Source organism: Diaphorobacter sp. LI3 (assembly GCF_022807955.1).
GTDB classification, from domain to species: Bacteria; Pseudomonadota; Gammaproteobacteria; order Burkholderiales; family Burkholderiaceae_C; genus Diaphorobacter; species Diaphorobacter nitroreducens.
Map to the genome: position 1 here is coordinate 1928642 of NZ_CP094346.1, position 13372 is coordinate 1942013.

General features: G+C 63.2%; 14 protein-coding genes and 1 tRNA gene. 9 read left to right on the forward strand and 6 right to left on the reverse strand.

Going from position 1 to position 13372, the window contains the following annotated elements; genetic code table 11:
* The first annotated feature begins 118 nt into the window (after positions 1-118).
* Positions 119-943: an N-formylglutamate deformylase gene (hutG, locus tag MRB47_RS08945; RefSeq protein WP_047351394.1), complete on the forward strand. Its 825-nt coding sequence runs from the start codon at positions 119-121 to the stop codon at positions 941-943.
* A gap of 308 nt (positions 944-1251) precedes the next feature.
* Here the strand turns inward: hutG and asd are convergent, their stop codons facing one another.
* Positions 1252-2103, reverse strand: a complete 852-nt coding sequence (asd, locus tag MRB47_RS08955) for an archaetidylserine decarboxylase (RefSeq protein WP_015913524.1) — start codon at positions 2101-2103, stop codon at positions 1252-1254.
* 210 nt (positions 2104-2313) lie between these two features.
* Here asd and MRB47_RS08960 point away from each other — a divergent pair, with 210 nt between their 5' ends.
* The 5 genes from MRB47_RS08960 (at position 2314) to MRB47_RS08980 (ending at position 5519) form a co-directional block, all read left to right on the forward strand.
* On the forward strand, positions 2314-3483 hold the full coding sequence (locus tag MRB47_RS08960; RefSeq protein WP_252102606.1) for an HPP family protein: 1170 nt from the start codon (positions 2314-2316) through the stop codon (positions 3481-3483).
* 236 nt (positions 3484-3719) lie between these two features.
* The gene (gene infA / locus MRB47_RS08965; protein ID WP_011804941.1) at positions 3720-3986 is read left to right on the forward strand and encodes a translation initiation factor IF-1; all 267 of its coding nucleotides are present in this window, start codon (positions 3720-3722) and stop codon (positions 3984-3986) included.
* Between the two features lie 63 nt (positions 3987-4049).
* Positions 4050-4126: transfer RNA gene (locus tag MRB47_RS08970), tRNA-Pro, on the forward strand.
* Between the two features lie 173 nt (positions 4127-4299).
* On the forward strand, positions 4300-4602 hold the full coding sequence (locus MRB47_RS08975; protein WP_252102493.1) for a hypothetical protein: 303 nt from the start codon (positions 4300-4302) through the stop codon (positions 4600-4602).
* 146 nt (positions 4603-4748) lie between these two features.
* Positions 4749-5519 carry a heparan-alpha-glucosaminide N-acetyltransferase gene (locus MRB47_RS08980; RefSeq protein ID WP_411275740.1) on the forward strand — a complete coding sequence of 257 codons (771 nt, stop codon included), beginning with the start codon at positions 4749-4751 and terminating at the stop codon, positions 5517-5519.
* A gap of 50 nt (positions 5520-5569) precedes the next feature.
* On the opposite strand, the gene MRB47_RS08985 is transcribed toward MRB47_RS08980, so the two are convergent.
* From MRB47_RS08985 to MRB47_RS09005, 5 genes are all read right to left on the reverse strand, one after another.
* Positions 5570-6355, reverse strand: coding sequence for a peptidylprolyl isomerase (locus MRB47_RS08985; protein WP_015913520.1), 786 nt, complete (start codon positions 6353-6355; stop codon positions 5570-5572).
* Between the two features lie 67 nt (positions 6356-6422).
* Positions 6423-6701: a BolA family protein gene (locus tag MRB47_RS08990; RefSeq protein ID WP_011804945.1), complete on the reverse strand. Its 279-nt coding sequence runs from the start codon at positions 6699-6701 to the stop codon at positions 6423-6425.
* Entirely contained in the window at positions 6698-7258 is a 561-nt protein-coding gene (locus MRB47_RS08995) for a septation protein A (RefSeq protein ID WP_011804946.1), read from the reverse strand. The genes MRB47_RS08990 and MRB47_RS08995 overlap by 4 nt, the downstream gene beginning before the upstream one ends.
* Complete coding sequence (gene msrB / locus MRB47_RS09000) at positions 7255-7668, reverse strand: peptide-methionine (R)-S-oxide reductase MsrB (RefSeq protein WP_011804947.1); 414 nt, start codon at positions 7666-7668, stop codon at positions 7255-7257. Before msrB ends, MRB47_RS08995 begins: the two co-directional genes overlap by 4 nt.
* Positions 7665-9152: a protein adenylyltransferase SelO gene (locus MRB47_RS09005; protein ID WP_252102494.1), complete on the reverse strand. Its 1488-nt coding sequence runs from the start codon at positions 9150-9152 to the stop codon at positions 7665-7667. Before MRB47_RS09005 ends, msrB begins: the two co-directional genes overlap by 4 nt.
* A gap of 172 nt (positions 9153-9324) precedes the next feature.
* Here MRB47_RS09005 and MRB47_RS09010 point away from each other — a divergent pair, with 172 nt between their 5' ends.
* The 3 genes from MRB47_RS09010 (at position 9325) to MRB47_RS09020 (ending at position 13366) form a co-directional block, all read left to right on the forward strand.
* A complete protein-coding gene (locus MRB47_RS09010; protein WP_252102495.1) occupies positions 9325-10962 on the forward strand; it encodes a 3-(methylthio)propionyl-CoA ligase in 1638 nt (545 codons plus the stop codon).
* A gap of 139 nt (positions 10963-11101) precedes the next feature.
* Positions 11102-12337 carry a branched-chain amino acid ABC transporter substrate-binding protein gene (locus MRB47_RS09015; RefSeq protein WP_103737959.1) on the forward strand — a complete coding sequence of 412 codons (1236 nt, stop codon included), beginning with the start codon at positions 11102-11104 and terminating at the stop codon, positions 12335-12337.
* 75 nt (positions 12338-12412) lie between these two features.
* Positions 12413-13366 (forward strand): branched-chain amino acid ABC transporter permease, encoded by a 954-nt coding sequence (locus tag MRB47_RS09020; protein WP_011804951.1) that lies wholly within the window; start codon positions 12413-12415, stop codon positions 13364-13366.
* Positions 13367-13372 lie beyond the last annotated feature (6 nt).

Below are 13372 nucleotides of genomic sequence, written 5' to 3' on the forward strand. Positions count from 1 at the left end.
CACTTCGGCTACGATTTGAGCGTCACTCAGGACACCCGCGCAACGTGTCCGCCATCGCCTGGAACGCTGTCCGCGATGGGAATGGAATCACTGTCCGCCATCAGTGGAATGCGCAGCCATGAATGTCGTGCCTTCCGATTGCCCCCCTTTCACCTTCCACAGAGGCACCGCGCCACTGCTGGTTTCCATGCCCCACGTGGGCACCCATGTGCCAGACGCCATCGCAAGGCGCCTCAATCCCGAGGCGCGGAGCGTTCCGGACACCGATTGGCATCTGGAACGGCTCTACGGTTTTGCGAAGTCGATGGGAGCTTCAGTACTGGTCGCCACGCACTCGCGCTATGTGATTGACCTCAATCGCCCTCCTGATGACTCCAACCTCTACCCAGGCCAGAGCGTCACTGCGCTGTGCCCTGTGGACGCCTTTGACAGCACGCCGTTGTATGGAGGCGGGCTTGTGCCGGACGCAGCCGAGGTTGCCGCGCGGCGCGAGGCATTGTGGGAGCCCTACCATGCCCAGTTGCGGGAAGAGTTGAACCGTATGCGCGCCACCCATGGCGTGGCGGTGTTGTGGGATGCGCACTCGATTCGGTCGGTCCTTCCGCGCTTCTTCGACGGCACATTGCCAGACCTGAACCTGGGTACCGCCGGAGGCACGAGCTGCGATGCAGCGCTGGCGCAGGAGCTGTTTGCCATTGCCGAAACGGCGCCCGACCACACGGCCGTGCTCAACGGACGGTTCAAGGGGGGCTACATCACGCGCCGTTACGGCGAGCCTGCGCGCAACATCCACGCGGTCCAACTGGAGATGACACAGTGCAGCTATATGCAGGAGGCACCGCCGTTCAACTACCTGCCAGAGCGCGCCGGGCGCATTCAGCCCACGCTGCAACGTATGGTGGAGGCAGCACTCCGGTTCGCGCAGCAACGGTCATTGCGCTGACGCGCTAAGATGCGCGCATGCAGGTTTCCAGTCCCTCTCTCGTAGCGCAAGATCCGGCCGAGGCGCCGTGGGGATGGTCCAGACAATTCCGCATGCCGGTCTTCAAGCCGGGCACCCGGGTGAGGCGAGCCGGAAGTTGGGAAACTGTCAGCCATGTAGCACTGCGGCGCCAGGATCTGGCTGTGTACCTGGTGGGGCGCGCTGAACCCGTGGACCCCCTGGACCTGGAGCTCGAACCCACCTTGTTTACCACTGCTCGGGTGCCAGAGAGGCACTGAACAGCGGGTATCAACGCACCAATAGGTGAACTAGATGCCGCAGCGGTGCGCCATAGCTTCACCCAGCCGCACGGGCCGCGCTGCTTCCCATCCCGGCATGAACTGAACTGCGCCGCGGGGAAACAGCAGCACGACCGTGGAGCCCAGCAGAAAACGCCCCATTTCATCACCCTGACGAAGCACGACTTCTCGGTCCCCATAATCCCAGCGGCGCGGTTGGCCGGTACGCGGTGGATTGACCTGGCCGTGCCATACCGTGGCCATGCTGCCGACAATGGTGGCGCCTACCAGCACGAGCGCCATGGGGCCCAGGGGCGTTTCGAACAGGCAGACCACACGTTCGTTGCGCGCAAACAGTCCGGGCACACCGCGTGCGGTGGTCGGGTTCACTGAAAACAATGCCCCAGGCACATGGTCCATACGCACCAGTCGTCCATCGCACGGCATGTGAATGCGGTGGTAGTCGCGTGGACTGAGATAGATGGTGGCGAAGCTGCCATCCTGGAACTGCGCGGCCATTTCGGCGTCGCCGCCAAGCAGAGCCGCGGTGGAGTAGAGGTGGCCCTTGGCTTGGAAGATCTGGTCCTGCTCGATAGGACCGATCTGGCTGACCGCTCCATCCACAGGGCATACCACCGCAGCATCGGCAAGCGGGCGCAGTCCAGGGCGCAACGCACGTGTGAAGAAGTCGTTGAAGGTTGCGTAGCTCGCAATGTCCGGATTGGCCGCCTCGCTCATGTCCACGCCGTAGCGCGCCACAAACCGGCGGATCACCGCGGTGGTCAATTGGCCCGCACGCGCAGACGCCATACGTCCGGCAAAGGAGGTCAGGGCTTGTTTGGGTAACAAGTACTGAGGCAGTACGGCGATACGATCAGACACGTGGCGGTAATCCTGGTGATGGAGTCGGATGATTCTAAGGGGAGGGTGAATTGCGCCCCAGCCGTGCGTCCCGTGCGGTTGTGGACTGCCTGTGATAGTGCAAAAAACCACATGCCCTGCAAGTTCAGGGCTTGCCCGGATAATGCGCGGCTTCCTCGAGCAACGGCCGCCGCGCCGATTCTCTGCGCGGCTTGGTGCCTTCTCCCATTCATGTCTGCACCCCCATTCCCTCGCACAGACGCTGCGGTAGAGCCGCCGCCGTCAGTCTTACGGCGCGTCGCTGGCTGGCTGCGCCTTTTCTGGCCGGCACCCGCTGGCGTCAATCAGCGCGAACGCCTGCGCATGGTGTCGGGTATCACGCTTTGCGTGGCCGTGGTGGCGCTGTTTGCGCATTGGTTCGGGGCTGGCCTGCCGGTCCCGTGGATGGTGGCCTCGCTGGGCTCCAGTGCGGTGCTCATCATTGCGATGCCGTCCAGCCCCCTCGCACAGCCGTGGCCAGTGCTGGCGGGCAGCGTGCTGTCGTACATGGTAGGCGTTGCCTGCGCCACGCTGGTTCCCCACGTCGCTCTGGCCTGCGGCGCAGCCGTGGGACTTGCCGTGGCGGTCATGCTGGCATTGCGCTGCCTGCACCCCCCAGGCGGGGCGATGGCCTTGTTCGCTGTGCTCAATCCGCAGGACGGCGCGGCTTTTGCGGTATTTCCGGTGCTGCTCAATATGCTGGCGCTGGTGTTGACGGGGATGGCCTTCAATCACTTGACCGGGCGCAGCTATCCGCATGCACAAAGAGCGCGGGGGGCCGCGCATAAGGGATCTGGCGCTTTCATCTCGGCGGATTTGGATGCCGCCTTATCGCACTACAACCAAGTGCTGGATGTCAGTCGCGCCGACCTGGAGGGGCTTTTGCACTTGGCTGGCAAGGCCGCCTTCCAGCGCACGCTTGGCGAGCTGCGATGCGGCGAGATCATGTCATCACCGGTGCATGCGGTGGTTGCCGAGACGCCCCTCAAGGATGCCTGGGCGCTCATGCGCAAGCACGCCGTCAAGGCGTTGCCGGTAGTGGACGGGGCGCGCAGGGTGGTCGGCATCGTCACGGTGGCAGACTTCATGCGCCTGGCCAATCTGGACATGCATGAAGGCATGGGCCAGCGTCTACGCTCGCTCATCATGGGGCGGCCCAAACGTCCCGAGCAAGTACAAGGCCTGATGTCGTCTCCCGTGCAGCAGGTGCTGTCTGAGCAGCATGTGATGGATCTGGTGCCTCTGTTCTCTGAGGCGGGACACCACCACATCCCGGTGGTGAACGATGCGCAGGAATTGGTTGGCATCATCACGCAGACGGACCTCGTGAAGACCTTGGCTGCCGCGGTTGCCCGGCCATAGGCCCGGCTTCGACATCGCAGTACAATTCCGCCGCTTATGCACAGCGCTTCGCCTGTCCATTGAAGCCGTTTCCCCGGCCTTACGGCCTCCTGCGCCTTTGGTGCAGCAACTCACCTGCCTGCATTGCACCTTGCTTCGAGCCCCTCAAGGGCCGATGCGGCCCTTGGGTTAGTGGACGCATCGGCTTTTTCCAGGCGCCGCCATAGATAATTGTTATCAAGAGACTGACCACACACATGGCCAAAGAAGAACTGATTGAAATGCAGGGTAGCGTGACCGAAGTCCTGCCGGATTCGCGCTTTCGCGTGACGCTGGATAACGGCCACCAACTCATCGCCTATACCGGCGGCAAGATGCGCAAGCACCATATCCGCATCCTGGCAGGCGACAAGGTGTCGCTGGAAATGTCGCCCTACGACCTGACCAAGGGCCGTATCACTTTCCGCCACCTTGCAGGGCGCGGCCCTGGGCCGGGCACCGGCTCGTCATCCGGCAATCGCTGAGTGTGACAAATACCGCCGATTTTTGGCGGTGAACAGAATCTGGCAGGTTAGAATGCCAGCTGTCGGAGCGTAGCGCAGCCTGGTAGCGCATCTGCTTTGGGAGCAGAGGGTCGCGAGTTCGAATCCCGCCGCTCCGACCAACTGAATCAAGGGGTTAGGTCTATTGACCTAACCCCTTTTGTTTTTGATTTTGCGGGCTGTCATGTTCGCTGGCTAGGTGACAGACAATTCCCGCTGGGCTTCCCCGGCACCGTCTTACATCAGTGCCGTTCCTGTCTTCCTAGGATGAATTTTTCATTGCAGGAGCAGAAGCATGTCTGAAGAAGCAGTATTTGGTACGGCGCCTCTTCCCGAAAGGCTGGCGGCAGACCAGAAACAACGCGCACGCGACCGTGGACATTTCAACAACTACGGTATGCGGGAGGACTCCACGGACGAGCCTATCGTGGATGGTGAAAATGCGGCGGATGGCGGCCAGGCGCGACGCTTTGGAGCGGGTGGCGATGAGTCCACCTATGCAAACCGGGCCGGCCGATTCCAGGAGGCAGAGCAGTCCAGCGCCGAGGAGCCTGCTATGAATTTGGTGAACGAGCCAACGTCTGCAAAGAAACCTTAATGCGGCGGCGTCGCCGTGATACGCACCCCATAATTTGACACCTCCCCCTGCTTGCTGGGTTGTCCTGATCGAGCGAGTACTGGGGAGGGTGATTATTGAAGGCTGGCTGAAGCGCCAGCCTTTTTCCTGGACTTGTGGGACGCGTTTTGCTGACGAGCGCTCAAAAAACTGCTGAGACACGCCATGACCGACTGGACGCATTGCGCGGGTTCGCCATGGTATGGATGACGGCCTTCCATTTCTGCTTCGACCTCAGCCATTTTGGCTACTGGCCCCAGGACTTCCGGGCAGATCCCTTGTGGACTGTGCAGCGAACCCTCATCGTCAGTCTGTTCCTGGGATGTGCGGGGCTGGGACAAGCGGTGGCTTGGCAACGTCAGGTTGGGTGGGCGCGTTTCGCCCGGCGCTGGAGCCAGATCACGGCCTGTGCATTGCTGGTAACGGTTGGGTCTTTTCTGATGTTCCCGCGCAGTTTCATTTACTTTGGTGTGCTGCATGGCATGGCAGTGATGCTCGTCATCACGCGGCTGACGGCGGGGTGGGGCAGGTGGCTGTGGTTGGCCGGGCTGCTGGCACTGGTGTCGCCTTGGGTCGCAGGCTGGGCGCTGCAGGGGCCTCTTTCAGAATGGGCGCCGCTATTCAATGGACGGGGCCTCAACTGGTTGGGCTGGATTTCGCGAAAGCCCTTTACCGAGGACTATGTGCCGCTCTTTCCGTGGCTGGGCGTCATGTGGTGGGGGATGGCGGCGGGGCAGTGGCTCGTTGTGCGCTCGGACGGCTGGCTGTCCCGCCCGTTGCCGCGTGTGGTAGCGCCCCTGGCTGGTTTGGGACGCTATAGCCTCAGCTATTACATGTTGCACCAGCCCGTCCTGATCGGAGGACTGTTGCTGGCAGGCTGGCTGGCGGGGCGGGCATAAAAAAACGCGGCCCGAAGGCCGCGTTGTAGTGCGCGAGGCGCCTGTAGTGGTTACTCCACCTTGGCCTTGGCGCGCAGGTCTTCCTGGAACTTCGCCAATTTCTGCTGCTGCAGTTGCTGGGCGATCTGGGGCTTGACCTCTTCCAGCTTCGGCAGTTGGGCTTCGCGCACATCGTCCAGGCGGATGACGTGCCAGCCGAACTGGCTCTTCACGGGGGTCTGGGTCATCTTGCCTTTCTCCAGCTTCACCAGCGCTTCCGTGAACTCAGCCACGTAGCTGCTCGGGCTGGCCCAGTCCAGGTCGCCACCGCGGGCGCCGGATCCGGGGTCCTTGGATTGCTTCTTCGCAATGTCCTCGAACTTGCCACCCTTCTTGATGGAGGCAATGATGGCCTTGGCCTCGTCTTCCTTTTCGACCAGGATGTGGCTGGCCTTGTATTCCTTGCCAGCGTTGGCGGCCACGAACTTGTCGTACTCGGCCTGGATCTCGGCATCGGTCACGGCATTGTTCTTCTGGAAATCCACGAACAGTTCACGGATCAGAATGGTCTGGCGCGCCAACTCCATCTGGGCCTTGTAATCGGCAGAGCCTTCCAGGCCGCGCTTTTGCGCTTCCTGCATGAAGATCTCGCGGGCGATTACTTCTTCCTTGATCTGGTTTTCCAGTTCGGGCGTGACCGGGCGGCCCGAGCGCTCCACCTGCTGCTTCAGGACTTCGGCACGTTCCTTGGGAACCGCCTTGCCATTGACGATGGCGAGGTTTTGCGCGGCAACGGGCAATGCCATCGTGCCCAGCACGGCTGCGGCCACGAGGCCGGACAAGAGCTTTTTCTTCATTGGGAATCCACTGATTGGGAAATAGGCTGCAGACGACTGGCTGCAACGCCCTTGGATCGGGGTTGTTTCAGAGAGTTTCAATGGCAATGGCGTGGGCGCCTTGGTCAATGAAAATCTGCAGCGCATCATACACAAGGCGATGCTGTGCAACCTTGCGCTTGCCTGTAAATAACGGTGACGCGATGCGCACGCGGAAATGGGTGCCAAACCCGGTTCCATTGGCGCCGGCATGGCCTTCGTGCTGCCAGCTTTCGTCCACCACTTCCAGATGGGTGGGCGATAGTGCGGCGCGCAGGCGTTCGGCCATGGCCTCTGCCGTGATAGCGATGGAGGGCGTGGTGTTCATGGTTGCAGGTCCTTGGGCGCGGCATCGCCCTCATCCTTGACGTGGCGGCTCAGGTACAGCGCCTGGGCAATGACGAAGGCGAACATCAGGCCGATGCCACCGAACAGTTTGAAGTTCACCCAGGTGTCCGTGTCGAAGTTGTAGGCCACCCACAGATTGAGTACACCCATGGTGGCGAAAAAGCCCGTCCAGCCCCAGTTCAGGTTGCGCCACACGGGCGCGGGCAGATCGATCTGAGCGCCCATGAGTGACTGGATGAAGTTTTTGCGGAACACCAACTGGCCGACGAGCAAGGTGCCACCCATGAGCCAGTAGAGCACGGTGGGCTTCCATTTGATGAAGGTTTCGCTGTGTGCCAGCAGGGTGGCGCCGCCGAACAGCACGATGACGCCCAGGCTCAGCCATTGCAGGGGTTCGACCTTGCCGTGCTTGAGGCGGATGTAGCCGATCTGCACGACGGTGGCGGCAATCGCCACGGCCGTGGCCACGTAGATGCCCCAGACCTTGAATGCGGCGAAGAACAGGATGATCGGAAAGAAGTCGATGAGCAGTTTCATGGCGCCGGGGGTTCAAAATCGAGCGAGGCGGAGTTCATGCAATAGCGCAGACCCGAAGGAGCCGGGCCGTCGGGGAAGACATGGCCCAGGTGGGCCCCGCATTGTGCACACACGGTCTCGGTGCGCACCATGCCGTGGCTGCGGTCCTCGATCTCCCGAATGGCACCGGGCACGGCAAGTGAGAAGCTGGGCCAGCCGCAGCCCGCGTCGAACTTGGTGTCGGAGTCGAACAGCTTGGCGCCGCAGCAGACGCAGTGGTAGCTGCCGTCGGCCCAGTGGCCTTCGTACTTGCCGCTGAAGGGCCGCTCGGTGGCCGCGTGACGCGTGACCTGGTAAGCCGCGGGCTCGGCGCCCTTGGCCTGCAGCAGCGCCTGCCATTCGTCTTCGGTTTTCTGGATGGGGTAGGTCATGAGGAACAGCTGATGGAGATGGAGGACGCCCAGTCGGGCGGAAAGCCGGCGTAGGCCTCGTGCCCCGGGTGGTCGTCGAAGGGGCGCGCCAGCAACCTTTGCAATGTTTGGAGTTCGGAGAAGTCCCCGAGTTTCGCGGCGCGAATCGCCTGTTCGCCCAGGTGGTTGCGCAGCACGAAGCGTGGATTGGTTTTATGCATCAAATCGGCTGCTAGCGCCCATCCATCAAGCGCTAATAGCTCCTTATATTGTAGCAACCAGGCGTCCAGAGCTGCACGGTCCAGGAACAGATCGCGCACGGGTTCGAAATCCTCCGTGGCTACTGCGCCAGACAGCCGGCGCCAGAAGATGGGGTAGTCCACGCGGTCGGCGGCCAGCAGCCGCAACAGGCCATCGACCCATGCGGCGTCGCCTTCGCGCGCCTGCTGCAGGCCGAGCTTGGCGCGTATGCGCGCCAGGAACTGCCGGCCAAAGCTGCCTTCGTACGACTGCAGCGCGGCGCGCGCCGTGTCCACCTCGCCGATCAGCGGCAGCAGCGCCTGGGCCAGACACAACAGGTTCCAGTACGCCACGCTGGGCTGGCGGTCGAAGGCGTAGCGGCCGCGCACATCGCTGTGATTGCAGATGTGTCCGGGGTCGAAAGCATCCAGAAACTGGAAAGGCCCGTAGTCCATCGTGAGGCCCAGGATGCTCATGTTGTCGGTGTTCATGACGCCATGGCAAAAACCCACGGCCTGCCATTGCGCCAGCAGTGCAGCGGTGCGCTCGCTCACGGCATGCAGTAGTGCGGCGTAGGCGTTGCCTTCCCATTCCTGCGAGCGGCGGCAGTTGGGGTAGTAGCGGTCGATCACGTAGTCGGCCAGGGCGCGCAGCTCGGCTTCCTGGCCGCGCGCCGCGAAGTGCTCGAAGTGGCCGAAACGGATGAAGCTGGGAGCCACGCGCGTGACCACGGCGGCGGTTTCCACCTCCTCGCGCTGCACGGGCGCGGGCGAACCGGTCACGCACAGCGCGCGCGTGGTCGGTATGCCCAGCGCATGCATGGCTTCGCTGCACAGGAATTCGCGGATCGACGATCGCAGCACGGCGCGGCCGTCGCCCATGCGCGAATAGGGCGTGCGCCCGCTACCCTTGAGCTGCACCTCTTGGCCCGTGGCGGTTTCGCCCAGCAGGATGGCACGGCCATCGCCCAACTGGCCGGCCCACACGCCGAACTGGTGGCCGCTGTACACGCTGGCCAGCGGCTGGCTGCCGGGCAGCAGGGTGTTGCCTGTGAAGGCCTGCAGTGCGTCGTCGCGCTGCTGCCAGGCTTCGGGCAGGCCCAGCAAGGCGCCTACCTCGGCGCTGGTGCCCACCCAGTGAGGCTGGGGCAGGGGAGTGGGGCGCAGCGGCGTGAAGAAGGCCGAGCCCAGCGCGGCGAAGCCCGGCAGCCAGGCGGGCACCAGTGGCGCGACCGGGGTAGCGTCAGGGGTGGGGGCAAACGTCATGCGGGGATTGTCCCCCGGGCCCCTATGCCCCGCCCTGGGCCAAGGCCTTGTGCGCGGGGGCTGGCGCGAACGTGGGATTTCTCCGGATGGCTCCGTGGCTGGAAAGCCCCATGTTCCCCGCTACGATGGCGCAGTCTTCGTACACCCACAATTCATTACCAAAGGAGCATCCATGCTGGGCCTGATGCAGAGCCAACCTCTCTTGATTTCCTCGTTGATCTCGTTCGCCGAGCGTCACCATGGCGACGGGGAAATCGTCTCGCGCCGCGTGGAGGGGGACATCCATCGCTACACCTATCGCGACCTGGCCCGGCGTTCGCGCCAACTGGCCAATGCCCTGGATGCGCTGGGCCTGCAGTTCAGCGACCGCGTGGCCTCGCTCGCCTGGAATGGCTACCGCCACATGGAGATGTACTTCGGCGTGAGCGGCTCGGGCCGCGTGCTGCACACCATCAACCCGCGCCTGCACCCTGACCAGATCGCCTGGATCGTGAACCATGCCGAGGACCAGGTGCTGTGCTTCGACATGACCTTCCTGCCGCTGGTGCAGGCCGTGCATGCCAAGTGCCCCACGGTCAAGAAGTGGGTGGTGCTGTGCGACAGCGACAAGCTGCCTGCGGACTCGGGCATCCCTGGCCTCACCAGCTATGAAGACTGGATCGGCGGCGCGTCGGCCGAATACCAGTGGCCCACGTTCGACGAGAACTCCGCCTCCAGCATGTGCTACACCAGCGGCACCACGGGCAACCCCAAGGCGGCGCTGTACAGCCACCGCTCCACCACGCTGCATGCCTATGCCGCTGCGCTGCCCGATGTGATGAACCTCTCGGCGCGCGACGCAGTGCTGCCCGTGGTGCCGATGTTCCACGTCAACGCCTGGGGTATCCCGTACTCGGCGGCCCTCACGGGCTGCAAGGTGGTATTCCCCGGCCAGGCGCTGGACGGCAAGTCGGTCCATGACCTCATCGAGGCCGAAAGCGTGACCTTTGCCGCGGGCGTGCCCACCGTGTGGCAGATGCTGCTCAACCATGTGAAGTCCGCGGGCCTGAAGTTCAGCACCCTGCGCCGCACGGTCATCGGCGGGTCGGCCTGCCCGCCCGCCATGATCACGGCCTTCCAGGACGAGTACGGCGTGTCCGTGCTGCACGCCTGGGGCATGACCGAGATGAGCCCGCTGGGCACGCTGTGCACGCTCAAGAACAAGCACCTGCAGATGGGCAAGGACGAGCAGATGCACATCCTGCAAAAGCAGGGCCGTGCCATCTATGGCGTGGACATGAAGATCGTCGGCGCCGATGGCCAGGAGCAGCCCTGGGACGGCAAGAGCTATGGCGACCTGCTGGTACGCGGCCCCTGGATCCTGGACAGCTACTACAAGGGCGAGAGCCCGCTCGTTAAGGACGAGCAGGGCCGGGGCTGGTTCCCCACGGGCGACGTGGCCACCATCGACCCGGATGGCTTCATGCAGATCACCGACCGCAGCAAGGATGTGATCAAGTCCGGCGGCGAGTGGATCAGCTCCATCGACATCGAGAACATCGCCATGGCGCACCCCGCCGTGGCGATGGCGGCCTGCATCGGCATGCCGCACCCCAAGTGGGATGAACGCCCGATCGTCGTGGTGGCCCTGCGTCCGGGCGCCCAGGTCACGCGCGAGGAACTGCTCAAGTTCTACGAGGGCAAGACCGCCAAGTGGCAGATCCCCGATGACGTGGTGTTCGTCGATGCGATCCCGCTGGGCGCCACCGGCAAGATGCTCAAAACCCGCCTGCGCGAGCAACTGGCGGGCTACCAGTTGCCCGGCCTGTGAGCGCGCCCGGGCCGGTGCGCAAGGGACTGTTCCTGCGCGCCGGTCACATGGGTGATAGCTGCTAGGGGCAATCCCTGAACGGCGCCTCGTTGCATCCCTTGTACGCTGCGGCGTATTCATTCTCACAAGGAGACGAGGCATGAAGTTCGCTATCAAAATGGTAGCTGCTAGCGCAGTATTTGCATGTGCTGGTGGCGCATTCGCCCAAAAAGGGGAAACCGTCAAGATCGCCTGGCTCGATCCGCTGTCGGGCCTCATGGCCGCGGTGGGCACCAACCAGCTCAAGAGCTTCCAGTTCATCTCCGAGGAGTTCAACAAGAAGAACGCGTCGGGCGTGAAGTTCGAGATCATCGGCATCGACAACAAGCTCAGCCCGCAGGAGACCACCAGCGCACTGCGCTCCGCGATGGACCAGGGCGCGCGCTACGTGGTGCAGGGCAATGGTTCGGGCCCGGCGCTGGCCATCATCGACGCACTGGAAAAGCACAACGCGCGCAATCCGGGCAAGGAAGTCGTCTACCTGAACTACGCGGCGGTGGACCCTGACCTCACCAACAGCAAGTGCAGCTACTGGCACTTCCGCCTGGATGCCGACACCTCCATGAAGATGGAGGCCATGACCACCTTCATCAAGGACCATCCTGAGGTCCAGAAGGTGTACCTGATCAACCAGAACTATTCGCACGGACATCAGGTCTCCAAGTACGCCAAGGAGAACCTCAAGCGCAAGCGCCCTGACGTGCAGATCGTGGGCGACGACCTGCACCCGCTGGCGCAGGTGCGCGACTTCGCGCCCTACATCGCCAAGATCAAGCAGTCGGGTGCGGACACGGTGATCACGGGCAACTGGGGCTCCGACCTCGCGCTGCTCATCAAGGCCGCCAATGATGCGGGCCTGAACAACGTGAACTTCTACACCTATTACGGTGGCGTGACGGGCAGCCCCACGGCCATGGGCGCAGGTGCCGCGGGCCGGGTGTACATGGTGTCGTACAACCACTTGAACCTGCCGGGCGAGATCGGTCGCATCGTGGGCGACTACAAGAAGAAGTTCAACGACGACATGTACACCGGCGCCGTGTACCACGCCTTCTCCATGCTGGATTCCGCCTTCGTGAAGGCCAAGTCCACCGATCCCGTGAAGGTGGCTGCTGCGATGGAAGGCATGAAGTTCAACAGCTTCAACGGCGAAGTGGAGATGCGCAAGTCCGACCACCAGTTGCAGCAGGGCCTGTTCGTGACCCGCTGGGAAAAGGCGGGCGACAAGTATCCCCGCGATGCCGAGAACACCGGCTACACCTTCGTGCCGGTGAAGTACTACGAGCCCTATGTGGCCAGCACGCCCACGTCGTGCCAGATGAAGCGGCCTTCCTGATGTAGTTCCTGGTGGGACGACCTTTGGGGCCCGAGTCTCCTCGGGCCTTTTTTTCACCTGCTGCGCGGTCTTGCGATGAATCTTGAGTTTTTCGTGATCTCCCTGCTCAACGGCGTCAGCTACGGTCTGCTGCTGTTCATGCTGAGTTCGGGGCTGACGCTGATCTTCAGCATGATGGGCGTGCTCAACTTCGCGCACACCAGTTTCTACATGCTGGGCGCGTACTTTGCGTACACCTTGTCGGGTGCCATCGGCTTCTGGCCCGCGCTGGTGGTGGCACCGCTGCTGGTGGGGGCGCTGGGCGCGGTCTTCGAGCGCTATGCGCTGCGCCGCGTGCACAAGTTCGGCCATGTGCCCGAGCTGCTGGTCACCTTTGGCCTGTCGTACCTGATCCTGGAGGTGGTGCAGCTGGTGTGGGGGCGCTCCACCGTGCCCTATGGCCTGCCTGCGCAACTGCAGGGGCCGCTCTTCACCCTGTACGGCACGCAGTTTCCCAAGTCGCGCTCCTTCGTCATGCTGGTGGCGGTGCTGATGCTGCTGTCGGTGTGGCTGCTGCTCACGCGCACCCGCATCGGGTTGGTGATCCAGGCGGCGCTCAAGCATCCGCACATGGTGGAGGCCCTGGGCCACAACGTGCCGCGCGTGTTCATGCTGGTGTTTGGCGGCGGCTGCGCGCTGGCGGGGCTGGCCGGCGTGATCGGCGGCAATACCTACGTGACCGAGCCGGCCATGGCGGCCTCGGTGGGCTCCATCATCTTCGTGGTGGTGGTGGTCGGGGGCATGGGGTCGCTGGCGGGGGCGTTCCTGGCGTCACTCATCATCGGACTGGTGCAGACTTTCGCGGTGGCGCTGGACTATTCGCTGGTGCATGCCTTCGCCCGCCTGGGCGTGCAGGTCACCGAACAGACCTTTGGCTACCCGCTATTCAAGCTCACCATCTCGCAGGTGGCGCCGATCCTGCCGTACCTGTTCCTCGTTCTGATCCTGATCTTCCGGCCCAAGGGCCTGCTGGGCACGCGGGAGGATTGAAAGGCC